Source organism: Vibrio gazogenes (assembly GCF_002196515.1).
Lineage (GTDB): Bacteria > Pseudomonadota > Gammaproteobacteria > Enterobacterales > Vibrionaceae > Vibrio > Vibrio gazogenes_A.
Window position 1 is genome coordinate 2325000 of sequence record NZ_CP018835.1, and the last position, 25769, is coordinate 2350768.

Consider the following 25769-nt stretch of genomic DNA (forward strand, 5'->3'; position numbering starts at 1 on the left):
TGGTTGAAAACAAACTGCCCGAAATAGTAGGTGGATTGATGACAAATGTCGATGATTAGCGGAGTGTGACGATTGGATCTACCGGTGGATCTTTCTTGATTTTCCTTCTTTATGTTTGTGTGAGTCAAAACCTGGGGGTGTCTATGATTTGAGGGGTCCCTTCGGATGTGACCATTATTATCATAGAAATCGTAGGGAAGATTGGTACGGACAGATTACAATACGTTATGATTCAGTAAAATAGACAGAGGAGTGAAGTTAGTCATGACTGATACGGTTTCGTGTACCACTGAATGCCCCAAGGTGTTAGTGATCTTTGCTCATCCAGAGCCTCAGAGCTCAATCGTTAATCAGGTCTTGATTGAAGCGATCAAGCCCCTTGAAAATGTCACAATTCATGATCTTTATGCGACCTATCCAGATTTTTTTATTGATGTCGATGCAGAACAGAATTTGTTGATGGCGCATGATGTGATTGTTTTTCAACATCCGCTTTATATGTACTCTTGCCCTGCATTATTGAAAGAGTGGTTGGATAGGGTGTTATGTAAAGATTTTGCTTTTGGCTCTCAATGTGCGCTGGCCGGTAAAATCTGGCGTAGTGTGATTACCACCGGAGGCAAGAAGACGGCCTTTGGGAATAAAGGGTATAACAAATATCCACTGGACGAGATTTTACAACCGTTCGAGTTGGTTGCCTCGCTTTGTCGTATGGCATGGTGTGAGCCATTGATTTTATACTGGTCGCGTAATGTCACTGAAACTGAAAGATACCAACATGCCGAATCTTACCGCCGGTGGCTGAGTGCTCCTGAGATAATGGACACTCATCATTCAGAGGAGCAATAAATGGCAGCATTGACGAACGATTTTTTACAAAGTGGTGCCGTGTTTCTGACCGCTGCTGCTATTGCTGTGCCGGTAGCCCAGCGAGCTGGGCTTGGGTCGGTGTTGGGCTATTTATTGGCTGGTGTGGCGATAGGTCCTTGGGGATTAGGATTAATCAGTGATGTTGACGCGATTTTGCATTTTGCAGAATTCGGTGTGGTTTTATTGCTGTTTGTGATTGGGCTTGAGTTGAATCCGCGCAAGCTGTGGCAAATGAAATCACCGATTCTGGGGCTTGGTGGTGCTCAGGTTGTCGTGACCAGTACCGTGTTAGCCAGTCTGATTCATTTTTTTGTCGGCAGTTGGCAAGTTAGTTTGGTGATGGGGATGGGATTAGCGCTTTCTTCTACAGCCATTGCTTTGCGAGTCATTGAAGAGCAGGAGTTGGAGCGCAGCGAAACGGGTCAATCCGGCTTTGCGGTGTTGTTATTTCAGGATATTGCGGTCATCCCCATGCTGGCGTTGTTACCTGTACTGGCCGGGAATTCAGCAGGAGAGTGGATTGATGCGCTCTGGATGCTATGTGGCATTGTCGGCTTGCTGGTGGGCGGTCATTATCTTTTAAGTCCGTTATTTCGCTACATTGTGATGAGTGGTGTCCGGGAGTTGTTCACTGTTGCGGCATTATTGTTGGTCATTAGTATTGCACTACTGATGCAATTTTTAGGACTGTCCATGGCGTTGGGGACTTTTCTCGCTGGAGTGCTCTTGGCAGAAAGTGAGTTTCGCCATGAGTTGGAAGTGTCTATTGAGCCGTTTAAAGGGTTACTGCTTGGGCTCTTTTTTATTGCCATCGGCATGGCTGTTGATTTAGGACTGTTGATCCACAATCCATTACAAATTCTTGCTGCGGTGACTGTACTGGTGGCGGTGAAAGCTGGCCTGCTCTATTTACTGGCTCGGTTGTTCGGAACCCGTGCCAAAGCACGGAGTCGTATGGCTGCGATTCTGAGTCAGGGGGGCGAGTTTGCTTTTGTCATCTTTACCGCTGCACAGTCTGAAGGTTTACTACACGCTGAGCAGACATCATTTTTGCTGGTGGTGGTCAGTTTATCGATGGTTACCACTCCCTTATTACTTAGTATTCAGAAACGTTGGTTTGCCCGAGAGTTCAACTCAGTCGATGATTTAGCGGTTGATGTCGAAAATAATGACCCGAGAGTGATTATTGCCGGGTTTGGTCGGTTCGGCCAAGTTGTTGGTCGTTTGATGTTTGCCAATAAAATCAAAGTGACTATTCTTGAAAGTGATGCGAGTCAGATCAAACTACTACGCAAGTATGGCTATCAGGTATTTTATGGTGATGCGACCAACCTGGAGTTACTCCGTTCTGCGGGCGCTGAGGATGCTGAAGCGATGGTCGTATGCACCGATGATCCGGATGAGGTGATGGCGATTGTTGAATTGTGTCAGCATCACTTCCCGCAATTGAAAATTTTAGCGCGGGCACGCAGCCGGGTTGAAGCCTATCAATTGCTGAATCATGGCGTACCGCATTTCTCGCGAGAAACATTCTTGGGAGCATTGGATCTGGGAAGGCAAACACTGATTGAATTGGGGATGCATCCCTATCAGGCAAAGCGGGCGGAATCACATTTTTGTCGTTTAGATAATGCGATGCTGGAAGAGTTACTTCCTATGCATAATGAAGGCAAGCAACTTTCGTTGCGTGCCAAGGAAATTCGGCTAGAGTTGGAAGAAATATTTGGACGCGAGATGGAAAAAGATCATCAAGCTCGAGATTTTTGGGAAAGAGATCAGGATTAATTTGTGCGAGTAAAGAAACGTTTTATTGCCGGAGCCAGTTGCCCGCAGTGTCACACTGCCGATTCACTTCGCTGGTGGGAGGATAATCATGTTGAGCATGTCGAATGTGTGGAATGTGATTATACCGAACAGAGGACCCCTCGCTCTGTTGAGCAAAGTACACATGCAGAAGAAGCGATGATTGGTATTTTTAAACCGGACTAATTGAGGTTTAGGAGAGACTTCTTCATAATATCGCCCAGTTCTCCAAGGATTTCGAATCACTTGGACAGATGCAATACGGTCACAATAGGTGACAAAATACACTCGATGCCTTGGAGCGTTTATGAAAATTGAAAAGAATGTTGTGGTGAGTTTAGCGTACCAACTCAAATTGGAAGACGGAGTTGTCGCTGATCAGTCAACCGCTGATGCCCCGCTTGATTACCTACATGGTCATCACAACTTGATCGTTGGCTTAGAGCGTGAACTTGAAGGTAAAGTTGCTGGCGATAAATTTACTGCGACAGTTGCACCTGCAGACGCATACGGTGAATACAATGATGACTTGGTTCAGCGTGTTCCGGCCGATGTTTTTCATGGTGTCGATCAACTTGAAGCGGGCATGCGTTTTCTGGCAGAGACGGATCAAGGTCAGATCCCCGTTGAAATTACAGAAGTTGATGGCGATGAAGTTGTCGTTGATGGTAACCACATGTTGGCTGGCCAAACACTGACCTTTGATGTTGAGGTTGTCTCTGTTCGTGCTGCAACAGATGAAGAAATTGCTCATGGGCATATCCATCAAGGCGGCGGTAGTTGTGGACACGATCACGGCGAAGAAGGTGGCTGTGACGGAAATGGCGGTTGTGGCTGCCATTAATTGTTCTGATTCGTTTCACTGAATCTAACCGGAAACACCTGCCGTTTTGTGCAGGTGTTTTTTTATGGTCTGACGGGGATATATATGAAGAAACCTTTTGCAATTGCAATCCATGGTGGTGCCGGCACGATTTTACGTTCTCAAATGACAGAAGAAATGCAGCAAGCGGTAGAACAGGCGTTAGATCAAGCCGTTTCTCAGGGACATCAGTTATTGGCTGCGGGAGCAAGTGCTGTCGATGCCGCGGTCTGTGCGGTCAAAATTCTGGAAGACTCTCCTCACTTTAATGCCGGCAAAGGCTCTGTTCTGACGACAAAAGAGATGGTCGAAATGGATGCGGCAGTAATGTGTGGTAAAGGTCGACAAGCAGGCGCTGTTGCCGGGGTTCGTCATATCAAAAATCCAGTAATACTTGCCAGAGATGTGATGCAGCAGAGTGAGCATGTGATGTTAATGGGAGAAGGGGCGGAAGAGTTCGCGGCACAGCTTGGCTATGACTATACCGAACAGGATTATTTTTTTACCGACAGACGTTACGAACAGCTGTTAGCCCTGAAAGCCGAAGGGCGTGTTGCGCTGTCTGAGTCCCGTTATCCTGATGATCATAAATTCGGTACCGTTGGTGCCGTTGCACTGGATCAGAATGGCAACCTCGCAGCTGCAACCAGTACCGGTGGCATCACCAATAAACGGTATGGACGCGTCGGAGATTCTCCGATTATCGGTGCCGGCACTTATGCAGAAAACCATAATGTCGCCATCTCTGCGACAGGCATGGGGGAAGTCTTTATTCGCTGTTGTGTTGCCAGTGATATTGCAGCGCGAATGCGTTACTTACAGGAAGATATACATACTGCTTGTACTGCAGTTATCCAAGGAGATCTCAAAACATTAGGCGGAGAGGGTGGCGTCATTGCCATTGACCAATTCGGTGAGATTCATTTCGGTATGAATTGCGAGGGAATGTATCGGAGTTGTATCGATATTCATGGCAGAAAACAGGTAAAAATCTACGCGGATGATGTGTAAATCCGCATTTTACGCAAACGATTTCTTTTTGATTCTAAAATCGAACAAAAAGTGTTTTTTTATGAATTTTTTATGCTTAAAAAATGACTGCATCATCCAACATTCGGTGGTAGAATCCATTTTTAACCAGCAATCAGATTTGGAAAGATGGGAAATAACGTTGTCGTACTAGGCACCCAATGGGGTGATGAAGGTAAAGGGAAAATTGTTGATCTGCTTACTGAAGATGCAAAGTATGTTGTCCGTTATCAGGGCGGTCATAATGCAGGTCATACTCTGGTCATTGATGGTGAGAAAACCGTTCTTCACTTGATTCCATCCGGTATTCTCCGCGAACACGTAAAATGCATTATCGGAAATGGCGTTGTACTTTCTCCGGATGCACTTTTAAAAGAAATGGAAGCGCTTGAAGCTCGAGGCATTCCTGTTCGCCAACGTCTTTCTATTTCTGAAGCTTGTCCGCTCATTTTGCCTTACCATATTGCACTGGATCAGGCTCGCGAATCAGCTCGTGGTACAAAAGCTATCGGCACAACCGGACGTGGTATCGGTCCAGCTTATGAAGATAAAGTTGCGCGCCGTGGTTTACGTGTCGGAGACTTGTTTGATCGCACCACTTTTGCAGCCAAACTACAGGAAGTCATGGCGTATCATAACTTCCAACTGGTCAACTTCTATAAAGCTGAACCTGTGAGTTACGATGAAGTTCTAGAACAGGCCATGGGTTATGCAGATTTGCTCACCTCAATGGTTATTGATGTGACTGATGAACTGGATACGGCTCGTAAGCGCGGTGACAAAATTATGTTCGAAGGCGCTCAGGGAACACTGTTGGATATTGATCACGGGACTTATCCGTATGTGACCTCATCTAATACGACTGCAGGCGGTGTTGCTGCCGGTTCTGGCTTCGGTCCTCGTCATCTTGGGTATATTCTTGGTATTGCCAAAGCGTATTGTACTCGCGTTGGTGCCGGTCCTTTCCCGACTGAGTTGAATGACGAAACGGGTGATTATCTGGGAACTAAAGGGCAGGAATTTGGAGCAACAACCGGACGTAAGCGCCGTTGTGGCTGGTTTGATGCCGTTGCGATGCGCCGTGCGATTCAAATCAACTCGATTACTGGTTTCTGTATGACGAAGCTTGATGTCTTAGATGGTTTGAAAGAAATCAAAATCTGTACCGGTTACCAAATGAAAGACGGTTCTACCGCTGAAGTTTCTCCAATGGCTGCTGATGCTTACGATCATGTAACCCCGATTTATGAAACAATGCCAGGTTGGTCTGAGAGTACGTTTGGTGTTAAAAAGCTTGAAGATTTGCCTCAGGCCGCATTGAACTATGTTCAACGCATCGAAGAATTAACCGGTGTACCTGTCGATATTATTTCAACTGGCCCGGACCGGAATGAAACGATTATCAAAGTTCATCCGTTCAGTGTTGCGTAACGAATACGACTTCATTATCAGAGCCGGTCTTTAACGACCGGCTTTTTGCTTTTTTAGGGATTGTTATGTACAGTTGTGTTGTGCAAAAAATCAACAGTAACTTTCTCCTAAAGTCATTTGTTCGTCTGCCGATACGGTATTTAAGCCCGAGTCAAAGTGGGTGATATTGTTAAGCGATCGTTCAAAAAAGAGTATGTATATGAGGCTACTAAGCGTAGCAGCTTCGTTGTTAATGATGATGTTGAGCGTTTCAGTTAATGCCACTGTCGCTGATGTCGGGCCGCCAGTCCAAATCTATTCCGAAGCTGAGTTAATTCAACTGATCGAACAGAATAAGCATCTGGAGCGAGTGAAGGCTGATAAGTGTCAGTTGGTTGAAGATATCGTTGCCCGGGCTACGCGGATTAATTTGCCATCGTATGAGTTCTTGTATGGCGATATGTTGGCATGGGGCGTGTGTGTCGATCAGGACGCTGAACTGGGTCTATATTATATGGAAGCAGCTGCCAGTCAGGGATTGCCGACAGCACTTGAACAACTCGGTCGCTATTACGCTGAAGGCGTGCTTGTTCAACAAGATCGTGAGCGCGCCATTGTGTACCTGAGAGAAGCCTCCGCAATGGGGAATATAAAAGCCCGTGTGAAATTGGCTGAATTATTACTGCGGGATTACGGTAGTCCACTTGATTATGAAGACGCTTATCGATGGTTATATCATTCTGTTACAGCCGATACGCGGATGCACAAACGTATTGCGATGTTGCGTCAGGGACTTGAACAGCGTATGCCAGAGAATATTATTGCTCGGGCGAAAATGAGAGAGACGCTTTGGTAGCACTATATATTGATGTGTTCATTTCTGTTACAATTTACTGAAAACTTCCTTAGTTTAACCACCTGATTTTTGAAGAAATCACAACTTCCCGCTAATATATCTTCAATAAGTACTATTCATGCTTTCTGGATCGTCATTTAAAAATGGTTGATTCAGGCAGTATTTTAAGAGATTACCTTCTTCCTTAGGACGACTTATGTCTGACACTACTCAAAACGATCCGTTTGCAGATCGTGAAGCAAATAATTATGACAACCCGATTCCCAGCCGCGAGTTTATTTTGGAATTTCTGGCTCAGGCGAATGTTCCGATGAATCGCAATGACCTGTTCGAAGTGTTACAACTTTCAGGAGAAGAACAATACGAAGGGTTAAGACGACGTCTGAGAGCTATGGAAAGAGATGGGCAACTGGTCTTCACGCGTCGTCAGTGCTATGCATTGCCGGAAAAACTGGAAATGATTAAAGGGTATGTCATCGGTCATAAAGATGGGTACGGTTGGGTCAGACCGGAGGGAATCCGAGGGAGAGATGAGGATATCCTACTGCCCCATCATCAGATGAGAACGCTGATTCATGGGGATTATGTGCTGATTCAACCGAATGGCACGGATAAAAGAGGTCGGAAAGAAGGGCGGCTGGTCAGGATATTAGAAGAAAGAAACGGCCAGATTGTGGGGCGGTTCTTCTTTGAACATGGGTATTCTTACGTTGTACCTGATGACTCTCGGATCAGTCATGATATTTTGATTCCCGATGAAGCGCGCGCCGGGGCCCGAATGGGCAATGTTGTTGTTATCGAGATTACCGATCGAGGTAGTCGCTCTCGTGGGATGATGGGTAAAGTGAGTGATGTCCTTGGTGAAAGTATGGCACCCGGAATGGAAACTCAGATCGCGATTCGAACTCACCAGATTCCTCATGAGTGGCCGGAAGCGGTCGAACAACAAGTGAAGCAGTTTAGTGAACACGTTCCAGAAGAAGCGAAACAGGGTCGGGTTGATTTGAGAACGCTGCCACTGGTTACGATTGATGGTGAAGATGCTCGAGATTTTGATGATGCTGTCTATTGTGAGGCGAAGAAGGGTGGTGGTTGGCGTCTCTGGGTTGCGATTGCCGATGTGAGTTACTATGTCAGAACCGATTCTGCGCTTGATAAAGAAGCAATCAACCGTGGTAATTCTGTCTACTTCCCGTCTCAGGTTGTACCGATGTTACCGGAGGTTTTGTCAAATGGCCTCTGTTCTCTGAATCCACAGGTTGATCGACTATGTATGGTCTGTGAGATGACCATATCTGCAACTGGGAGACTTTCAAGCTATAAACATTATGAAGCGGTGATGAATTCGCATGCGCGACTGACCTATAACAAAGTTGCCGCGATTTTAGCGGATGACGACGAGCTTCGGGAGCGTTATGAGCCGTTAGTCCCCCATCTGGAAGAGTTACACAAAATGTATCAGGTTCTGAAAAGTGAAAGAGAGAGCCGGGGTGCAATCGAATTTGAAACGGTAGAAACGAAGTTTATCTTTAATGCTGAGCGGAAAATTGATCGGATTGAGCCGTTAGTCCGGAATGACGCTCATAAGATCATCGAAGAGTGTATGATTCTAGCGAATATTGCATCAGCTTCTTTCGTGGAAAAAATGAAAGAGCCCGCTTTATTCCGAATTCATGAAACACCGGGAGAAGAGCGTTTGATGGGATTCCGAGATTTTCTCGGAGAATTGGGACTGAATTTGACCGGTGGGTTAGAACCGACTCCGACAGATTATGCCATGCTAATGAAACAAGTCGCGAATCGTCCCGATCATGAGCTGATCCAAACCATGTTACTTCGTTCGATGAAGCAAGCGGTATATAACCCTGATAACTGTGGCCACTTCGGGCTGGCTTTAAAGCGATATGCACACTTTACTTCCCCGATTCGGCGTTACCCGGATTTGCTGTTACATCGGGCGATCAAATACTTGATTGCAAAACAGCAAGGCACAAATCAAGATCGTTGGACGCCGACTGGTGGCTATCACTATTCATTCGATGATATGAATTATTACGGTGAACAATGTTCAATGACAGAACGTCGCGCAGATGATGCTACACGAGAAGTCTCCGACTGGCTGAAATGTGAATATATGCAAGATCATGTCGGTGAGGTGTTGGATGGCGTGATTGCGAATGTTACTGGTTTTGGATTTTTTGTGCGTTTGACTGAGTTACATATTGATGGGTTGGTGCATATTTCCAGCTTAGCAAATGATTACTACCAGTATGACCCGATTGGTCAACGTCTGATTGGTGAAAGTTTCGGACTGATTTACCGTTTAGGCGATGCTGTCAAAGTTAAAGTGCAGGCTGTGAACCTAGATGAACGCCATATTGACTTTGAATTAGTCGAGACAAGCCGTAAGCTACGCGGTGAAGGAAAAACAGCGAAGAAGCGTGAAGCGGAAGCTAAACAAGGGAAAAAAGGATCGCCTCGACGTCGAGGAAAAGCGATACCGAATATTGAACCGGTGAAAAATCCTAATGATGAGAATCATCGGAATAAAACGGTCAAAAAGAAAAGCAAGGCTGAGAAAGTTCGTAAGAAAAAATCACGTCTTCGTAAATCAAAATCAGCCAAGACTGACAAATGATAGGTAACAAATGAGTAATGAATTTATATATGGCATTCATGCGGTGAGTGCTGTGTTGGAGAAAACCCCGGATCGATTGATCGAAGTCTTTGTCTTGAAAGATCGGCAAGACCGTCGTTTGCTTCCTGTGTTGAATGAGTTGCAAAGGCTCGGTATTTCAATCCAACAGATGAGCCGACAAGCGCTAGATAAAAAATCCCAAGGTGCAAGTCACCAAGGGATGATGGCAAGAGTGAAACCCGCCAAAACCTTGAATGAACATGATCTGGATGCACTTTTAACCGCAGTTGAACATCCGCTATTACTTGTTCTGGATGGTGTCACTGATCCGCATAATCTTGGGGCGTGTCTTAGAAACGCAGATGCTGCCGGTGTTACAGCCGTGATTGTTCCCAAAGATAAATCTGCACCACTGAATGCGACCGTGAGTAAAGTCGCCTGTGGTGCCGCTGAAAGTGTCCCTTTAGTCCGGGTGACGAATCTAGCCAGAACAATGAAGGCCTTACAGGAACAAGGGGTCTGGTTTGTTGGGACTGCTGGAGAAGCCACGCAAGATATTTTCCAGTCTAAACTGACAGGTTCGTTAGCCATTGTTATGGGTGCGGAAGGCGATGGGATGCGCCGCCTGACCAGAGAAACCTGTGATGCATTGGTTAAAATTCCGATGTCGGGAAGCGTTTCTAGTTTAAACGTATCAGTCGCAACGGGCATTTGTCTTTTTGAAGCAGTGAGACAGCGTTTATCACGCTAAGCTTCTTCGGATGACCATCGGGCTCTGCAGAGATAACAGAGCCCGATTTTATTTGATTATTTTTCCAGCGAACCTTGCATGTAACCATTCTATCTGTATAATACCCGCCACTGGTTAAGCCAGTTGTGAACCAATGAGCAGCAAGGAGCTGATACATCTTTTAGATTTATCAGGTAATGTATACTTAGCTTATGTTCGCAGTTAATATAAATTAGCTTAATAAAGTTGATCTAAATTAGCTGACAATGTTCCCAATTAGGGAGCTACGGTTTCACATGAATCAATCGACATTCTCTCACAATAAGTGGGCATGAGTGGCGATATTGTTTGTGTAATTTTTTGAATTTGGAGCTCTGTCTCATGCAGAACCAACGTATCCGAATCCGCCTAAAAGCTTTCGATTACAAATTAATCGACGCTTCTACTGCGGAAATCGTTGAAACAGCAAAGCGTACCGGCGCACAGGTTCGTGGTCCTATTCCACTGCCTACTCGTAAAGAGCGTTTCACTGTTCTTATCTCTCCACACGTCAACAAAGATGCTCGTGACCAGTACGAAATCCGTACTCACAAACGTCTAATCGACATCGTTGAGCCAACAGACAAAACTGTTGACGCTCTGATGCGTCTCGATCTAGCTGCTGGCGTTGATGTACAAATCAGCCTAGGTTAAGGGGAGATTAGAAGAATGATTGGTCTAGTCGGACGTAAAGTGGGTATGACCCGCGTGTTTACCGAAGAAGGCGTTTCCATCCCAGTTACAGTTGTTGAGGTTGAAGCGAACCGTGTTGCTCAAGTTAAAACACTTGATAGTGACGGTTACACTGCAATCCAAGTAACTTCTGGTGCGAAAAAAGCCAACCGTGTATCTAAGCCAGAAGCTGGTCACTTCGCGAAAGCGGGTGTTGACGCTGGCCGCGGTCTTTGGGAATTCCGTTTAGAAAACGGAGAAGAGTTTTCAGTCGGTTCAGAATTGACTGTTGAACTTTTCAATGAAGTAAAAAAAGTAGACGTTACTGGTACATCTAAGGGTAAAGGTTTCCAAGGTGCTGTGAAGCGCTGGAATTTCCGCACTCAAGATATGACTCACGGTAACTCATTGTCGCATCGTGCTCCTGGTTCTATCGGTCAATGTCAGACTCCAGGTCGTGTATTCAAGGGCAAGAAAATGGCAGGTCACATGGGTGCTGAGCGTGTAACGACTCAAAACCTAGAGATCGTACGTGTCGACGCTGAGCGCAACCTGCTTCTGATTAAAGGTGCAGTCCCTGGTGCTATCGGTGGTGACGTGATCGTTAAACCAGCTGTTAAAGCATAACGTCTAGGAGTAAGTAATGGAATTGATGGTTAAAGGTGCTGACGCACTAACTGTTTCCGAAACTACTTTCGGACGTGAGTTCAACGAAGCTCTTGTACATCAGGTAGTTGTTGCTTATGCAGCAGGTGCTCGTCAAGGTACTCGTGCTCAAAAAACACGTTCAGAAGTTTCTGGCGGCGGCGCTAAACCATGGCGTCAAAAAGGTACTGGCCGTGCTCGTGCTGGTACAATCCGTAGCCCAATCTGGCGTACAGGTGGTGTTACTTTTGCTGCGAAACCACAAGATCACAGCCAAAAAGTAAACAAAAAAATGTACCGTGGCGCTATGAAGAGCATTCTTTCTGAGCTGGTTCGTCAAGAGCGTCTGATCGTTGTTGATGATTTCTCAGTTGAAGCTCCAAAAACTAAAGATCTGGTAGCTAAGCTTAAAGAACTTGAGCTTAACGATGTACTTATCGTTACTGGTGAAGTAGACGAGAATCTGTTCTTAGCTGCTCGTAACCTTTATAAAGTTGACGTACGTGACGCAGCGGGAATTGATCCTGTTAGCTTGATCGCGTTTGACAAGGTTCTTATGACTGCTTCTGCAGTTAAGCAAGTTGAGGAGATGCTGGCATGATTAGCGAAGAGCGTCTACTAAAAGTTCTGCGTGCTCCGCACATCTCTGAAAAAGCAACAATGGTTGCCGAGAAAGCAAACACTGTTGTTTTCAAAGTAGCGAAAGATGCAACGAAAAAAGAGATTAAAGCAGCCGTAGAAAAGCTATTTGAAGTTGAAGTTGAATCTGTAAATACCCTAATTACTAAGGGTAAGACTAAGCGTCAAGGTATGCGCCAAGGCCGTCGTAGCGACGTGAAAAAAGCGTATGTAACTTTGAAAGAAGGTCAGGATCTTGACTTCGTTGGCGGCGCGGAATAACAGGAGTAGTTGAAAAATGGCTATTGTTAAATGTAAGCCGACTTCGGCTGGTCGCCGTCACGTCGTTAAAGTTGTGAACAAAGACCTGCATAAAGGTAAACCTTATGCGCCACTTTTAGAGAAAAACTCTAAAAACGGTGGTCGTAACAACAACGGTCGTATCACAGTACGTCATATCGGTGGTGGTCATAAGCAACACTATCGTTTGATTGATTTTAAACGTACTAAAGATGGCATTCCGGCAAAAGTTGAGCGTCTGGAATATGATCCAAACCGTAGTGCAAACATCGCTTTGGTTCTTTATGCAGATGGTGAACGTCGTTACATCATCGCACCAAAAGGTCTGCAAGCTGGTGATGTAATCCAGTCTGGTGTAGATGCGCCAATTAAAGCAGGTAACACTCTGCCGATGCGCAATATCCCAGTAGGTTCAACAGTTCACTGTGTTGAATTGAAACCAGGAAAAGGTGCACAACTTGCACGTTCTGCTGGTGCTTATGCTCAAATCGTCGCTCGTGACGGTGCATACGCAACAATTCGTCTGCGTTCTGGTGAAATGCGCCGAGTTCCTTCTGAAGGTCGTGCAACGATTGGTGAAGTTGGTAACTCTGAGCACATGCTTCGTGAACTTGGTAAAGCAGGTGCAACACGCTGGCGTGGTGTTCGTCCTACTGTTCGTGGTGTTGTGATGAACCCGGTTGATCACCCACACGGTGGTGGTGAAGGTCGCACATCTGGTGGTCGTCACCCTGTATCTCCTTGGGGTATGCCTACTAAGGGCTTCAAAACCCGTAAAAACAAACGCACCGACAAGTACATTGTACGTCGTCGTAATAAGTAATCTATTTAAGAGGATAAGCCATGCCACGTTCTCTCAAGAAAGGTCCATTTATTGACCTACACTTGCTGAAGAAGGTAGAGAAAGCGGTGGAAAGCGGAGACAAAAAGCCTATTAAGACTTGGTCCCGTCGTTCAATGATCATTCCATCAATGATTGGTTTGACCATCGCTGTCCATAATGGTCGTCAGCACGTCCCTGTTTTCGTAACTGATGAAATGATCGGTCACAAACTGGGTGAATTTGCACCAACACGTACTTATCGCGGTCATGCTGCAGATAAGAAAGCGAAGAAGAAGTAAGGAGTAGATGATGGAAGCTGTTGCTAAACATAACTTTGCTCGTATTTCTCCACAGAAAGCTCGCTTAGTTGCAGATTTGATCCGTGGTAAGTCTGTCGATCAGGCTCTGGAAATTCTGACTTTCAGCAACAAAAAAGCTGCTGACTTAGTTAAGAAAGTTCTTGAGTCAGCTATCGCAAACGCGGAGCATAACGAAGGTGCAGATATTGACGATCTAAACGTCGCAAAAATCTTCGTAGATGAGGGCCCTGTCATGAAGCGTATTATGCCTCGTGCCAAAGGCCGTGCGGACCGTATCTTGAAGCGTTCAAGCCACATTACTGTGGTTGTCGCAGATCGCTAAGAGACTAGGAGAGTAAGCAATGGGTCAGAAAGTACATCCAAATGGTATTCGTCTAGGCATCGTGAAGCCTTGGAATGCTACATGGTTTGCTAACACCAAAGAGTTCGCTGACAACCTAGACGGCGACTTCAAGGTACGTCAATTCCTCACTAAGGAATTGTCAAAAGCGTCTCTATCACGCATTGTTATCGAGCGTCCTGCGAAAAGTATCCGTGTGACTATCCACACGGCTCGTCCAGGTGTCGTTATCGGTAAGAAAGGTGAAGACGTCGAAAAACTTCGTGCTGCGGTAGCGAAAATTGCAGGTGTACCAGCGCAAATCAATATCGCTGAAGTACGTAAGCCTGAGCTAGATGGCCAATTAGTGGCTGATAGCATCGCGTCTCAGCTAGAACGTCGTGTTATGTTCCGTCGCGCGATGAAGCGTGCAGTACAAAACGCAATGCGTCTAGGTGCTAAGGGTATCAAAGTAGAAGTAAGTGGTCGTTTAGGCGGCGCTGAAATCGCACGTTCTGAGTGGTATCGTGAAGGTCGTGTACCTCTACACACTCTTCGTGCAGACATTGAGTACGCAACTTCTTCGGCTCACACTCAGTATGGTGTGATTGGCGTTAAAGTATGGATCTTCAAAGGAGAAATCCTGGGTGGGATGCCAGCTGCAAATGCAAATACCGCTGAGCCTAAAGGTGATAAGCCTAAGAAACAGCGTAAAGGCCGTAAGTAAGGAGTCGACAGATGCTACAACCTAAACGTACAAAGTTCCGTAAGGTTCATACTGGTCGCAACCGTGGTCTAGCTAAAGGTACTGATGTTTCTTTCGGTACATTTGGTTTGAAAGCTGTCGGCCGTGGTCGTTTGACTGCTCGTCAGATCGAAGCGGCTCGTCGTGCGATGACACGTCACGTTAAGCGTCAAGGTAAAATCTGGATTCGTGTATTCCCAGATAAGCCTATCACAGAAAAACCACTTGAAGTTCGTCAAGGTAAGGGTAAAGGTAACGTTGAGTACTGGGTAGCCCAAATCCAACCTGGTAAGGTTATGTACGAAATGGACGGTGTACCTGAAGAATTGGCACGTGAAGCTTTTGCGCTTGCAGCTGCAAAACTTCCGTTCAAGACTACTTTCGTAACTAAGCAGGTGATGTGATGAAAGCACAAGATCTACGCGAAAAGAGCGCTGAAGAGCTGAATGCAGAGCTATTGAATTTGCTACGTGAACAGTTCAACTTGCGTATGCAAGCTGCGACTGGTCAACTACAGCAGACTCATACTCTGAAAGCTGTACGCCGTGATATCGCACGTGTGAAAACTGTTTTGACTGAGAAGGCAGGCGCATAATGAGCGACAAAATTCGTACTCAACTCGGTCGTGTTGTTAGTGACAAGATGGATAAGTCTATCGTTGTTGTTATCGAACGTTTCGTAAAACATCCAATTTACGGTAAGTTCGTTAAACGCACGACTAAAATTCACGCACATGATGAAAACAACGAGTGTGGCCAAGGCGATACCGTTGAAATTCGTGAGTGTCGTCCATTGTCTAAGACTAAGTCTTGGACTTTGGTGAAAGTGGTAGAAAAAGCAAAAGTTTAACTTTTATTTTTCAATCAAGAAACGGCTCCAATTATTTTTGGAGCCGTTTGTTTTTTGACTACCCAATCTGAGAAAAGGGTGTTACAATTCGCCTCCCTTTTTAAAGGCAGCCCGACCCGAGAGGGTCTAGTTTTAATATTTAGCGGAGCACTAACATGATCCAAATGCAAAGTATGCTGGACGCAGCTGATAACTCAGGCGCTCGCAGCGTAATGTGTATTAAGGTTCTGGGTGGCTCTCACCGTCGTTACGCACATATCGGCGACATCATCAAAGTTACCGTGAAAGAAGCAATTCCTCGCGGTAAAGTTAAAAAGGGTGATGTCCTGAAGGCGGTGGTAGTTCGCACCCGTAAAGGCGTACGTCGTCCAGACGGTTCTGTCATTCGCTTCGACCGTAACGCTTGTGTATTGTTGAATAACAATACTGAGCAACCAGTCGGTACACGTATCTTTGGTCCAGTGACTCGTGAGCTTCGTAATGCGAAGTTTATGAAGATTGTTTCACTGGCTCCAGAAGTATTGTAAGGGAGCGCAGAGATGGCAGCTAAAATCCGTCGTAATGACGAAATCGTTGTTCTTGCCGGTAAAGACAAAGGCAAGAAAGGTAAAGTAACTAAGGTTCTTGGAACTGGTAAAGTTATTGTTGAAGGCATCAACCTTGTGAAAAAACATCAAAAGCCTGTACCGGCTATGGGTGTTCAAGGTGGAATCGTTGAACAAGAAGCAGCACTCGATGCTTCTAACGTTGCAATCTTCAATGCAGCTACTGGTAAAGCGGACCGTGTCGGTTTCCGTTTTGAAGACGGCAAAAAAGTCCGTTTCTTCAAATCTAACGGTGAAACCATTTCTAACTAATAGACGTAATTTGGAGTTCTACTATGGCGAAACTGCATGATTACTACAAGTCGTCTGTAGTCGCTGAACTGACCAAACAGTTCGGTTACACAAGCGTCATGCAAGTCCCTAGGATTGATAAAATCACCCTAAACATGGGCGTTGGTGAAGCTATCAACGATAAGAAACTGCTTGAGAATGCAGCAGCTGACATGGCGGCCATTTCTGGTCAAAAGCCTCTTGTCACAAAAGCTCGTAAATCTGTTGCAGGTTTCAAAATCCGTGAAGGCTACCCAATTGGTTGTAAAGTAACCTTGCGTGGCGAACGTATGTGGGATTTTTTGGAGCGTTTGATTTCTATCGCTCTACCACGTGTACGTGACTTCCGTGGTGTTAGCGCGAAATCTTTTGATGGTCGCGGTAACTACAGCATGGGCGTTCGCGAGCAAATCATCTTCCCGGAAATCGACTACGATAAAGTCGACCGTGTACGTGGTCTTGATGTAACAATCACGACTAGTGCGTCCACTGATGAGGAAGGCCGTGCTCTGCTGGCTGCCTTTAACTTCCCATTCCGCAAGTAAGGTGAAGGGTTACTGTTATGGCTAAACAATCAATGAAAGCACGTGAAGTAAAACGTGCAAAGCTTGTCTCTCAGTATGCTGAAAAGCGTGCTGCGTTAAAAGCTACTATCAGCGACGTAAACGTATCTGAAGAAGAACGTTGGGATGCTGTTCTGAAACTTCAAACACTTCCTCGTGATTCAAGTGCATCACGTCAGCGTAACCGTTGTAACCAAACTGGTCGTCCACATGGTTACCTACGTAAGTTCGGTTTAAGCCGTATTAAAGTTCGTGAAGCTTGCATGAAAGGCGAGATTCCTGGACTTCGTAAGGCTAGCTGGTAATTGCCACTTAATCATTTGGAGTAAAGTTTATGAGCATGCAAGATCCGATTTCGGATATGCTGACCCGTATTCGTAACGGTCAGGCAGCAAACAAAGTTGCTGTAAAAATGCCTTCTTCAAAGCTGAAAGTTGCAATTGCTGCACTTCTAAAAGCTGAAGGTTATATCGAAGATTTCGCTGTTGAAGGCGATGTAAAACCTGAACTGGAAGTTACGCTGAAATATTTTCAAGCGAAACCAGTTATCGAGCAAATCAAACGTGTTTCACGTCCTGGCCTGCGCGTCTATAAAAGAAAAGACGAGCTGCCATCTGTGATGGGCGGTTTGGGTGTTGCTGTTGTATCCACTTCCAAGGGTCTGATGTCAGACCGTGCTGCCCGTAAAGCAGGTCTTGGTGGTGAAATCATTTGCTACGTAGCTTAATTATAGGAGTAGGATATGTCTCGTGTTGCTAAAGCACCTGTCGCTATTCCAGCTGGCGTAGAGGTGAAATTAAACGGCCAAGAGATCACTGTGAAAGGTGCAAAGGGTGAACTAACTCGCGTACTGAATAACGCAGTTGTGATTGCTCAAGAAGAAAGTAACCTAACTTTCGGACCTCGTGAAGGTGTTGCGAATGCTTGGGCACAGGCAGGTACTGCTCGTGCACTAGTGAACAACATGGTTGTCGGTGTGACGGAAGGCTTTACGAAGAAGCTTGTACTAAAAGGTGTTGGTTATCGTGCCTCAATGAAAGGCAATGCTGTAGCGCTGACACTGGGCTTCTCTCACCCTGTTGAACATGAATTGCCAACAGGAATTAAAGCAGAATGTCCAAGCCAAACTGAAATTACTATCACCGGTTGTGATAAACAACTTGTGGGTCAAGTTGCGGCTGATATTCGTGCTTACCGTGAGCCTGAACCTTATAAAGGTAAAGGTGTTCGTTACGCAGATGAAAATGTGCGTACTAAAGAAGCTAAGAAGAAGTAAGGTAACACTATGGATAAGAAAGCATCTCGCATCCGTCGTGCCACTCGTGCACGTCGTAAGATTGCAGAACTGGGTGCCACTCGCCTAGTTGTACACCGTACTCCTCGTCACGTGTACGCGCAGGTTATCGCATCTAATGGCTCTGAGGTTATCGCTGCAGCTTCTACTGTAGAAAAAGCGATCCGTGAGCAATTGAAATTCACTGGAAACATCGAAGCAGCACAAGCGGTAGGTAAAGCTATTGCTGAACGCGCTCTGGAAAAAGGCGTGTCAGAAGTTGCTTTTGATCGTTCCGGTTTCCAATACCACGGTCGAGTAGCGGCGCTAGCAGAATCTGCTCGCGAAGCTGGTCTGAAATTCTAAGGTAGGGTTGGAAGATGGCTAAAGAATTACAACAAGCGAGTGATTTGCAAGAAAAATTAATCGCTGTTAACCGTGTTTCTAAAACGGTTAAAGGTGGTCGAATCATGAGCTTTACAGCACTAACAGTTGTTGGTGATGGCAATGGTCGTGTAGGTTTCGGTTACGGCAAAGCTCGTGAAGTACCTGCTGCGATTCAAAAAGCAATGGAAAAGGCGCGTCGTAACATGATTACAATCGCGCTGAACGAAGGCACACTTTTCCACCCGGTAAAAGGTCGCCACTCGGGCTCTAAAGTTTATATGCAGCAAGCTGCTGAAGGTACGGGTGTTATCGCCGGTGGTGCGATGCGTGCTGTACTTGAAGTTGCAGGTGTACATAACGTTTTGTCAAAAGCGTATGGATCTACAAACCCAATCAACATCGTTCGTGCAACGATTGATGCTTTGGGTAGTATGAAGTCACCAGAAATGGTTGCAGCTAAACGTGGTCTAACTGTTGAATCAATTTCGGAGTAAGCACCATGGCAACTATTAAAGTAACTCAAACTAAAAGCTCAATTGGTCGCCTGCCAAAGCATAAAGCTACTTTGCGTGGTCTAGGCCTTCGTCGTATCAACCACACTGTTGAACTTGAAGATACACCATGTGTACGTGGTATGATCAATAAAGTTCAATACATGGTTAAAGTTGAGGAGTAATCAGAATGCGTTTGAATACTCTATCTCCGGCTGCGGGTTCTAAGCCTTCTAAGAAGCGTTTAGGTCGTGGTATCGGTTCTGGCCTGGGTAAAACAGGTGGTCGTGGCCACAAAGGTCAAAAATCACGCTCTGGCGGTAAAGTTCGTGCAGGTTTTGAAGGTGGTCAAATGCCTTTGAAACAACGCTTGCCAAAATTCGGCTTCACTTCTCGTAAGAGTTTAGTGTCTGCTGAGGTTCGTCTAAGTGAATTAGCGAAAGTAACAAGCGAAGTTGTTGACCTGGATAGCCTGAAAGCAGCAAATGTTGTGACTAAAAACATTGAGAATGTAAAAATCGTTCTTTCTGGTGAGATCAACAAAGCTGTTACAGTAAAGGGTTTACGCGTAACTAAAGGCGCTAAAGCTGCAATCGAAGCTGCAGGCGGAAAAATCGAGGAATAATCTCGAAACGAGGTACAGATGGCTAAGAAACCAGGACAAGATTTTCGTAGTGCTCAGAGCGGCTTAAGTGAATTGAAGTCGCGCTTGTTATTCGTATTAGGTGCGCTTCTCGTATTCCGAGCTGGCTCTTTTGTGCCGATTCCTGGTATTGACGCAGCTGTACTAGCCGATTTGTTCGAACAGCAAAAAGGGACCATCGTAGAAATGTTTAACATGTTCTCCGGTGGTGCTCTTTCGCGTGCATCTATATTAGCGCTGGGAATCATGCCGTATATTTCGGCATCGATTGTTGTCCAGCTGCTAACTGTAGTTCATCCCGCGTTAGCTGAACTCAAGAAAGAGGGTGAAGCAGGGCGTCGTAAGATTAGCCAATATACGCGTTACGGCACGCTTGTACTTGCAACATTCCAAGCTCTTGGGATTGCGACAGGACTACCAAACATGGTCTCTAATCTGGTCGTTATCGATCAAACCATGTTTACGTTCATCGCAACAGTGAGTCTAGTAACCGGTACCATGTTCTTAATGTGGTTAGGTGAACAGATTACTGAGCGGGGTATTGGTAATGGTATTTCATTACTGATATTTGCAGGTATTGTTGCTGGTCTGCCAAAGGCAATCGGACAAACGATTGAGCAAGCGCGTCAAGGTGAATTGCATGTGCTTCTTCTCCTGCTGATTGCGGTAATCTCTTTTGCTGTGATTTATTTTGTTGTCTTTATGGAGCGTGGTCAGCGTCGTATCGTTGTTAACTACGCAAAACGCCAACAAGGTCGCAAAGTCTTCGCAGCACAGAGTACTCATTTGCCATTGAAAATTAATATGGCAGGGGTAATTCCAGCAATCTTTGCATCAAGTATTATTTTGTTCCCAGGAACATTGGCACAATGGTTTGGTAATAGTGGTGGTGAAGGCTCAGCATTTAGCTGGCTGACAAAAGTGTCTTTAGCACTGAGCCCTGGTCAACCGTTGTATGTAATACTTTATGCAGTTGCAATTATCTTTTTCTGTTTCTTTTATACTGCGTTGGTATTTAACCCACGTGAAACAGCCGATAATTTGAAGAAGTCTGGTGCGTTCGTACCCGGTATCCGCCCAGGTGAGCAGACTGCCAGATATATTGATAAAGTAATGACGCGTCTAACCTTAGCTGGTGCGTTATACATTACCTTTATCTGTCTGATCCCTCAGTTCATGATGGTCGCTTGGAATGTACGTTTCTATTTTGGCGGCACCTCACTACTGATTGTAGTTGTGGTTATTATGGACTTTATGGCACAGGTACAGACTCATATGATGTCAAGTCAATATGATTCTGTGTTGAAAAAAGCAAATCTGAAAGGCTATGGCCGTTAATTCAGATTTCTCTCACGGAGTTTAGCAATGAAAGTTCGTGCTTCCGTTAAAAAAATCTGCCGTAACTGTAAAGTTATCAAGCGTAACGGTGTCGTTCGCGTGATTTGCAGTGAGCCAAAGCATAAGCAACGCCAAGGCTAATTAGCAGAATTTTTTACTTGAAAAAACAAGGTCGGTCGAGTATATTCCTCGGCCTACCTTTTGCGTGCAAAAGAAGTAGTATCCCGCAACGTATCCTCTACGGGCTTTGTTGCGGATAATTCTTTGATGAAAGTACTAGGAGTGAATAGTGGCCCGTATAGCAGGCATTAACATTCCTGATCATAAACATGCTGTAATTGCACTAACTGCAATCTATGGCATCGGTAAGACTCGTTCACAAGCTATCTTGGCTGAACTGAGCATTGCTGAAAGTGTTAAGATCAGTGAACTAACTGAAGAGCAGATCGATCAACTGCGTGATGGTGTAGCTAAGTACACTGTAGAAGGTGATCTACGTCGTGAAGTATCAATGAACATCAAGCGTCTTATGGATCTTGGTTGTTATCGTGGTCTTCGTCATCGTCGCAGTCTACCTCTACGTGGACAGCGTACTAAAACCAACGCTCGCACCCGTAAGGGTCCGCGTAAGCCGATCAAGAAATAATCGGGAAGGTAGAGTACAATGGCTAAACAACCAACTCGCGCACGTAAGCGCGTACGCAAGCAAGTCGCAGATGGCGTGGCGCATATCCATGCATCTTTTAACAACACAATCGTAACCATTACTGATCGTCAAGGTAATGCTCTAGCTTGGGCAACTGCTGGCGGTTCTGGTTTCCGTGGTTCTCGTAAGTCTACTCCGTTCGCTGCACAGGTTGCTGCTGAACGTTGTGCTGAAATGGCTAAAGAATATGGCCTTAAGAATCTGGAAGTTATGGTGAAGGGTCCAGGTCCAGGTCGTGAATCTACTGTTCGCGCACTGAACGCTGCTGGTTTCCGTATCACAAACATTGTTGATGCGACACCAATCCCTCATAACGGTTGTCGTCCACCTAAGAAACGTCGCGTTTAACGTTTCGAGGAAGATTGGAGAAAGATCATGGCAAGATATTTGGGTCCTAAGCTGAAGCTTAGCCGCCGCGAAGGTACCGACTTATTCCTTAAGTCAGGCATTCGTGCGATAGATACCAAGTGTAAAATAGATAACGCACCAGGTGTACACGGCGCTCGTCGCGGTCGTCTATCTGATTATGGCGTTCAGCTTCGTGAGAAGCAAAAAGTCCGTCGTATGTACGGCGTTCTTGAAAAACAGTTCCGTAACTACTATAAAGAAGCAGCCCGTTTAAAAGGCAACACCGGTGAAAACCTACTTCAGCTTCTTGAAGGTCGTTTGGATAATGTTGTTTACCGTATGGGCTTCGGCGCAACTCGCTCAGAAGCACGTCAGCTAGTTAGCCACAAAGCTATTCTAGTGAACGGTAAAGTAGTAAACATTCCTTCTTTCAATGTTACGGCAAACGACGTTGTTGCAGTGCGTGAGAAAGCGAAAAAGCAATCTCGTATCACGGCAGCTCTAGAAGTTGCAGAACAACGCGAAAAACCAACTTGGATTGAAGTGGATGGCAGCAAAATGGAAGGTACGTTCAAGCGTTTGCCAGAACGTTCAGATCTATCAGCTGACATCAACGAACAATTGATCGTCGAGCTTTACTCTAAGTAAGGTTTAAATTAAAGAGAGGACACAATGCAGGGTTCTGTAACAGAATTTCTTAAGCCACGTCTTGTTGATATCGAACAAATCAGCACGACACACGCAAAAGTAACTCTTGAGCCGTTAGAGCGTGGTTTCGGCCATACTCTGGGTAATGCACTTCGCCGAATTCTTCTTTCGTCTATGCCAGGTTGTGCCGTGACTGAAGTTGAAATTGAAGGCGTACTACACGAGTACAGCACCAAAGAAGGTGTTCAAGAGGATATCCTAGAAATCCTTCTGAACCTGAAGGGTTTAGCTGTTCGCGTTGCCGAAGGCAAAGATGAAGTGTTCATTACACTAAACAAATCAGGCTCGGGCCCTGTTGTTGCAGGTGACATCACTCATGATGGTGATGTTGAGATCGTAAACCCTGAGCACGTTATTTGTCATCTTAACGATGACAATGCTGAGGTCGCAATGCGCATCAAGGTTCAACGTGGTCGTGGTTATGTTCCGGCTTCTGCTCGTATCCATACAGATGAAGATGATCGTCCGATTGGTCGCCTACTTGTTGATGCTACTTACAGCCCGGTGGATAAAATCGCCTATACTGTAGAAGCAGCACGTGTAGAACAGCGTACTGATTTAGACAAGCTTGTCATCGATATGGAAACAAATGGCACAATTGAACCTGAGGAAGCTATCCGTCGTGCAGCAACAATTCTTGCTGAACAGTTGGATGCATTCGTAGATCTACGTGATGTACGAGTTCCTGAGGAGAAAGAAGAGAAGCCTGAATTCGATCCGATCCTATTGCGTCCTGTAGACGATCTTGAACTAACAGTTCGCTCTGCTAACTGTTTGAAAGCAGAAGCGATTCACTACATCGGTGATCTAGTACAGCGTACTGAGGTAGAATTACTTAAAACACCTAACCTCGGTAAGAAATCTTTAACAGAGATTAAAGACGTGCTTGCATCACGTGGTCTTTCTCTGGGTATGCGCCTAGAAAACTGGCCGCCAGCATCTATCGCTGAAGATTAATCGATACAAGTTAGAAGGATTTGGTCATGCGCCATCGTAAGAGTGGTCGTCAACTCAACCGCAACAGCAGTCATCGCAAAGCGATGTTTAGCAACATGGCTAGCTCTTTGGTACGTCATGAAGTTATCAAGACTACTTTGCCAAAAGCTAAAGAGCTACGTCGCGTAGTTGAGCCTTTGATTACACTAGCTAAGACTGACAGTGTTGCTAATCGTCGTCTAGCATTTGCTCGTACTCGTGATAACGAAGTCGTTGCAAAATTATTTAACGAACTAGGTCCACGTTTCGCTGCTCGTCAAGGTGGCTACACTCGTATTCTAAAGTGTGGTTTCCGTGCAGGTGACAAAGCTCCAATGGCATACATTGAGCTGGTTGATCGCCCAGAAGCTGCTGAAGCTGCTGAGTAATCAGTTCGTCATTTAGAAAAGCCGAGCGTATGCTCGGCTTTTTTATTACCACTTAATTACTGCTTAGACAGTTTAGACAGTGGTGATTCTTTCCCTGATTATGTATATTCCCCTGAATTAATGTTGCCATAACTGAGTGAGCGAGCTCATTAATCCTTCACTGGCGCCCCGAGTATTGAGATATTTTAAAATGAGAGGGATGAATTTTGACACCATATCCGGACTTAATCCCAGCTGTTTGAACGTGCCGATGACCGCATTCATATCATTTATATTTGATAATCCATTCTTTATCCCAGTCTGATTGAGACTTGATAGATTTTCCATTCCGGGAATAAGTTGATTCAGTTCGGTATTATTCTGTTCGGATAATCGATTCTGAGCTAACGACAATAATGCACCAATCCCACCGGTTGCTTGCTGACCGGAGACAGGAAGCTGCTCTGCGACCTGTGAAATTAGTGTGGAACTGTTTCCTGTGAGTCCCAGCGTTTTGCCGATAGTGCTGCTTAGACCTTCCGTATCATTACCGAGTTTGAAAAAAGCGTAGCTTGGGGATGTCAGTGTGGTACTTAACATCAGCGTCCATATCAGAGTGCGTGCTGTTGCCATGAATGGTATTCCCATTATTGTGAGCTGATGTTTAAGTTTAAATAAAAAAAAGCGGTGCTGAGCACCGCTTGATGTTAATTCTTTGCTAATTTATGGATAGCAGATTCGCTTACAGAATGTCGAGTAACTCGACTTCAAAGACCAACGCTGCGTATGGTGGAATTGCAGCACCAGCGCCACGCTCGCCATAAGCAAGATCTTGAGGAATATAAAGTTTCCACTTTGATCCGACAGGCATAATTTGTAGTGCTTCTACCCAGCCTTTAATCACACCCGTTACAGGGAATTCGACTGGCTGACCACGAGTTACAGAGCTATCGAATACTGTGCCATCGGTTAGTTGACCATGGTAATGAACACGAACAGTCTTATCAGAAGTTGGGACTTCACCTGTACCTTCTGTTACGACTTCATACTGAAGGCCTGATTCTAAAACGGTCACTTCAGGACGGAGTGCGTTATCTTTCAGGAACGCTTCGCCATCAGCAGCAGCGGCTTTCGCAGCTGATTCACGCACTTCTTGAGCTTTTGCGTGAACGGCTTGCAATGCCTGATTAATGTCGTCGATTTCAATTGCTGGCATGTCACCAGTTAATGCTGTCGCAATACCAGCGGCGATCGCATCAACACTGAGTCCTTCTAAACCGCTACCAGCAAGCTGTTGGCCCATTTGCAAACCAATACCGTAGCTTGCCTTCTGTTCGTTTGTTTCAAGTTGTACGTCAGACATAACTGTCACTCTTTTGCGTTAAAACGCTAGAGAATAACAGTTATTAATAGATGATGAAATGAAGAACGGGGAGAATATTTCATTGCATAGCCTGATGTGACCTATCTCCAAACTTAAGTGAAATTTTTTCAAGATTGTGTCAACATTTTAGTTATAGCTGTGATTCCCCTATACTCACTAAGCGCGAGTTTTTATACTAGCTG

39 protein-coding genes are annotated in these 25769 nt (G+C 45.4%); 37 read left to right on the forward strand and 2 right to left on the reverse strand.

The features are described 5' to 3' along the window. Positions 1–264 precede the first annotated feature (264 nt). From kefG to rplQ, 37 genes are all read left to right on the forward strand, one after another. Positions 265–849 (forward strand): glutathione-regulated potassium-efflux system ancillary protein KefG, encoded by a 585-nt coding sequence (kefG, locus tag BSQ33_RS10490; RefSeq protein WP_021019634.1) that lies wholly within the window; start codon positions 265–267, stop codon positions 847–849. Continuing rightward, positions 850–2655, forward strand: a complete 1806-nt coding sequence (kefB, locus tag BSQ33_RS10495) for a glutathione-regulated potassium-efflux system protein KefB (RefSeq protein WP_021019635.1) — start codon at positions 850–852, stop codon at positions 2653–2655. It begins immediately after the preceding gene. Positions 2656–2658: 3 nt separating this feature from the next. Next, positions 2659–2859: a YheV family putative zinc ribbon protein gene (locus tag BSQ33_RS10500; RefSeq protein ID WP_021019636.1), complete on the forward strand. Its 201-nt coding sequence runs from the start codon at positions 2659–2661 to the stop codon at positions 2857–2859. Positions 2860–2980: 121 nt separating this feature from the next. Further along, positions 2981–3517 carry a peptidylprolyl isomerase gene (slyD, locus tag BSQ33_RS10505; protein ID WP_021019637.1) on the forward strand — a complete coding sequence of 179 codons (537 nt, stop codon included), beginning with the start codon at positions 2981–2983 and terminating at the stop codon, positions 3515–3517. An 84-nt stretch (positions 3518–3601) separates the two neighbouring features. Next, entirely contained in the window at positions 3602–4546 is a 945-nt protein-coding gene (locus BSQ33_RS10510; RefSeq protein WP_088134575.1) for an isoaspartyl peptidase/L-asparaginase family protein, read from the forward strand. Between the two features lie 147 nt (positions 4547–4693). Further along, entirely contained in the window at positions 4694–5995 is a 1302-nt protein-coding gene (locus BSQ33_RS10515; RefSeq protein WP_021019639.1) for an adenylosuccinate synthase, read from the forward strand. A 199-nt stretch (positions 5996–6194) separates the two neighbouring features. Further along, positions 6195–6830, forward strand: coding sequence for a flagellar protein MotX (gene motX, locus BSQ33_RS10520; RefSeq protein ID WP_021019640.1), 636 nt, complete (start codon positions 6195–6197; stop codon positions 6828–6830). Between the two features lie 196 nt (positions 6831–7026). Further along, entirely contained in the window at positions 7027–9468 is a 2442-nt protein-coding gene (gene rnr, locus BSQ33_RS10525; RefSeq protein WP_088134085.1) for a ribonuclease R, read from the forward strand. Positions 9469–9478: 10 nt separating this feature from the next. Next, positions 9479–10219 carry a 23S rRNA (guanosine(2251)-2'-O)-methyltransferase RlmB gene (gene rlmB, locus BSQ33_RS10530; protein WP_088134086.1) on the forward strand — a complete coding sequence of 247 codons (741 nt, stop codon included), beginning with the start codon at positions 9479–9481 and terminating at the stop codon, positions 10217–10219. 360 nt (positions 10220–10579) lie between these two features. Continuing rightward, positions 10580–10891 carry a 30S ribosomal protein S10 gene (rpsJ, locus tag BSQ33_RS10535; RefSeq protein WP_001181007.1) on the forward strand — a complete coding sequence of 104 codons (312 nt, stop codon included), beginning with the start codon at positions 10580–10582 and terminating at the stop codon, positions 10889–10891. Positions 10892–10906: 15 nt separating this feature from the next. Continuing rightward, positions 10907–11536, forward strand: coding sequence for a 50S ribosomal protein L3 (gene rplC / locus BSQ33_RS10540; protein ID WP_021019643.1), 630 nt, complete (start codon positions 10907–10909; stop codon positions 11534–11536). A gap of 16 nt (positions 11537–11552) precedes the next feature. After that, complete coding sequence (gene rplD, locus BSQ33_RS10545) at positions 11553–12155, forward strand: 50S ribosomal protein L4 (protein ID WP_021019644.1); 603 nt, start codon at positions 11553–11555, stop codon at positions 12153–12155. Further along, on the forward strand, positions 12152–12454 hold the full coding sequence (gene rplW / locus BSQ33_RS10550; protein ID WP_021019645.1) for a 50S ribosomal protein L23: 303 nt from the start codon (positions 12152–12154) through the stop codon (positions 12452–12454). The genes rplD and rplW overlap by 4 nt, the downstream gene beginning before the upstream one ends. Before the next feature lie 16 nt (positions 12455–12470). Beyond that, a complete protein-coding gene (gene rplB / locus BSQ33_RS10555) occupies positions 12471–13295 on the forward strand; it encodes a 50S ribosomal protein L2 (RefSeq protein ID WP_021019646.1) in 825 nt (274 codons plus the stop codon). A gap of 20 nt (positions 13296–13315) precedes the next feature. After that, on the forward strand, positions 13316–13594 hold the full coding sequence (rpsS, locus tag BSQ33_RS10560) for a 30S ribosomal protein S19 (RefSeq protein ID WP_004398469.1): 279 nt from the start codon (positions 13316–13318) through the stop codon (positions 13592–13594). Positions 13595–13604: 10 nt separating this feature from the next. Next, the gene (rplV, locus tag BSQ33_RS10565; RefSeq protein ID WP_027694083.1) at positions 13605–13937 is read left to right on the forward strand and encodes a 50S ribosomal protein L22; all 333 of its coding nucleotides are present in this window, start codon (positions 13605–13607) and stop codon (positions 13935–13937) included. A 19-nt stretch (positions 13938–13956) separates the two neighbouring features. Further along, the gene (gene rpsC / locus BSQ33_RS10570; protein ID WP_021019648.1) at positions 13957–14661 is read left to right on the forward strand and encodes a 30S ribosomal protein S3; all 705 of its coding nucleotides are present in this window, start codon (positions 13957–13959) and stop codon (positions 14659–14661) included. 11 nt (positions 14662–14672) lie between these two features. Then, complete coding sequence (rplP, locus tag BSQ33_RS10575; protein ID WP_021019649.1) at positions 14673–15083, forward strand: 50S ribosomal protein L16; 411 nt, start codon at positions 14673–14675, stop codon at positions 15081–15083. Beyond that, the gene (gene rpmC / locus BSQ33_RS10580) at positions 15083–15274 is read left to right on the forward strand and encodes a 50S ribosomal protein L29 (protein WP_021019650.1); all 192 of its coding nucleotides are present in this window, start codon (positions 15083–15085) and stop codon (positions 15272–15274) included. The genes rplP and rpmC overlap by 1 nt, the downstream gene beginning before the upstream one ends. Beyond that, entirely contained in the window at positions 15274–15528 is a 255-nt protein-coding gene (gene rpsQ / locus BSQ33_RS10585; protein WP_021019651.1) for a 30S ribosomal protein S17, read from the forward strand. Before rpmC ends, rpsQ begins: the two co-directional genes overlap by 1 nt. A 155-nt stretch (positions 15529–15683) precedes the next feature. Continuing rightward, positions 15684–16055, forward strand: coding sequence for a 50S ribosomal protein L14 (gene rplN, locus BSQ33_RS10590; protein ID WP_021019652.1), 372 nt, complete (start codon positions 15684–15686; stop codon positions 16053–16055). Positions 16056–16067: 12 nt separating this feature from the next. After that, on the forward strand, positions 16068–16385 hold the full coding sequence (gene rplX, locus BSQ33_RS10595) for a 50S ribosomal protein L24 (protein WP_021019653.1): 318 nt from the start codon (positions 16068–16070) through the stop codon (positions 16383–16385). Between the two features lie 23 nt (positions 16386–16408). Beyond that, positions 16409–16948, forward strand: coding sequence for a 50S ribosomal protein L5 (gene rplE, locus BSQ33_RS10600; RefSeq protein ID WP_021019654.1), 540 nt, complete (start codon positions 16409–16411; stop codon positions 16946–16948). Between the two features lie 17 nt (positions 16949–16965). Continuing rightward, a complete protein-coding gene (rpsN, locus tag BSQ33_RS10605; protein WP_021019655.1) occupies positions 16966–17271 on the forward strand; it encodes a 30S ribosomal protein S14 in 306 nt (101 codons plus the stop codon). A 29-nt stretch (positions 17272–17300) separates the two neighbouring features. Further along, complete coding sequence (gene rpsH, locus BSQ33_RS10610; protein WP_021019656.1) at positions 17301–17693, forward strand: 30S ribosomal protein S8; 393 nt, start codon at positions 17301–17303, stop codon at positions 17691–17693. 15 nt (positions 17694–17708) lie between these two features. Beyond that, complete coding sequence (gene rplF, locus BSQ33_RS10615) at positions 17709–18242, forward strand: 50S ribosomal protein L6 (RefSeq protein ID WP_021019657.1); 534 nt, start codon at positions 17709–17711, stop codon at positions 18240–18242. Positions 18243–18251: 9 nt separating this feature from the next. After that, positions 18252–18605 carry a 50S ribosomal protein L18 gene (gene rplR, locus BSQ33_RS10620; protein WP_021019658.1) on the forward strand — a complete coding sequence of 118 codons (354 nt, stop codon included), beginning with the start codon at positions 18252–18254 and terminating at the stop codon, positions 18603–18605. 14 nt (positions 18606–18619) lie between these two features. Next, the gene (gene rpsE, locus BSQ33_RS10625) at positions 18620–19120 is read left to right on the forward strand and encodes a 30S ribosomal protein S5 (protein WP_021019659.1); all 501 of its coding nucleotides are present in this window, start codon (positions 18620–18622) and stop codon (positions 19118–19120) included. A gap of 5 nt (positions 19121–19125) precedes the next feature. Further along, positions 19126–19302 carry a 50S ribosomal protein L30 gene (rpmD, locus tag BSQ33_RS10630; RefSeq protein WP_021019660.1) on the forward strand — a complete coding sequence of 59 codons (177 nt, stop codon included), beginning with the start codon at positions 19126–19128 and terminating at the stop codon, positions 19300–19302. A 5-nt stretch (positions 19303–19307) separates the two neighbouring features. Continuing rightward, positions 19308–19742: a 50S ribosomal protein L15 gene (rplO, locus tag BSQ33_RS10635; RefSeq protein ID WP_088134087.1), complete on the forward strand. Its 435-nt coding sequence runs from the start codon at positions 19308–19310 to the stop codon at positions 19740–19742. Between the two features lie 18 nt (positions 19743–19760). After that, positions 19761–21098 (forward strand): preprotein translocase subunit SecY, encoded by a 1338-nt coding sequence (secY, locus tag BSQ33_RS10640; protein ID WP_021019662.1) that lies wholly within the window; start codon positions 19761–19763, stop codon positions 21096–21098. Positions 21099–21125: 27 nt separating this feature from the next. Then, entirely contained in the window at positions 21126–21239 is a 114-nt protein-coding gene (gene rpmJ / locus BSQ33_RS10645) for a 50S ribosomal protein L36 (protein WP_000868186.1), read from the forward strand. Positions 21240–21387: 148 nt separating this feature from the next. Beyond that, complete coding sequence (rpsM, locus tag BSQ33_RS10650) at positions 21388–21744, forward strand: 30S ribosomal protein S13 (RefSeq protein ID WP_021019663.1); 357 nt, start codon at positions 21388–21390, stop codon at positions 21742–21744. An 18-nt stretch (positions 21745–21762) separates the two neighbouring features. After that, positions 21763–22152 carry a 30S ribosomal protein S11 gene (rpsK, locus tag BSQ33_RS10655; protein ID WP_001118870.1) on the forward strand — a complete coding sequence of 130 codons (390 nt, stop codon included), beginning with the start codon at positions 21763–21765 and terminating at the stop codon, positions 22150–22152. A 27-nt stretch (positions 22153–22179) separates the two neighbouring features. After that, positions 22180–22800: a 30S ribosomal protein S4 gene (rpsD, locus tag BSQ33_RS10660; RefSeq protein WP_021019664.1), complete on the forward strand. Its 621-nt coding sequence runs from the start codon at positions 22180–22182 to the stop codon at positions 22798–22800. 24 nt (positions 22801–22824) lie between these two features. Further along, the gene (locus BSQ33_RS10665; protein WP_038179109.1) at positions 22825–23817 is read left to right on the forward strand and encodes a DNA-directed RNA polymerase subunit alpha; all 993 of its coding nucleotides are present in this window, start codon (positions 22825–22827) and stop codon (positions 23815–23817) included. A 26-nt stretch (positions 23818–23843) separates the two neighbouring features. Next, positions 23844–24224, forward strand: coding sequence for a 50S ribosomal protein L17 (gene rplQ, locus BSQ33_RS10670; protein ID WP_021019666.1), 381 nt, complete (start codon positions 23844–23846; stop codon positions 24222–24224). Positions 24225–24341: 117 nt separating this feature from the next. On the opposite strand, the gene BSQ33_RS10675 is transcribed toward rplQ, so the two are convergent. Together BSQ33_RS10675 and BSQ33_RS10680 are read right to left on the reverse strand one after the other, a co-directional pair. Continuing rightward, positions 24342–24836: a DUF2780 domain-containing protein gene (locus tag BSQ33_RS10675; RefSeq protein WP_088134088.1), complete on the reverse strand. Its 495-nt coding sequence runs from the start codon at positions 24834–24836 to the stop codon at positions 24342–24344. Between the two features lie 109 nt (positions 24837–24945). Then, positions 24946–25566: an FKBP-type peptidyl-prolyl cis-trans isomerase gene (locus BSQ33_RS10680; protein ID WP_021019668.1), complete on the reverse strand. Its 621-nt coding sequence runs from the start codon at positions 25564–25566 to the stop codon at positions 24946–24948. Between the last annotated feature and the right edge of the window lie 203 nt (positions 25567–25769).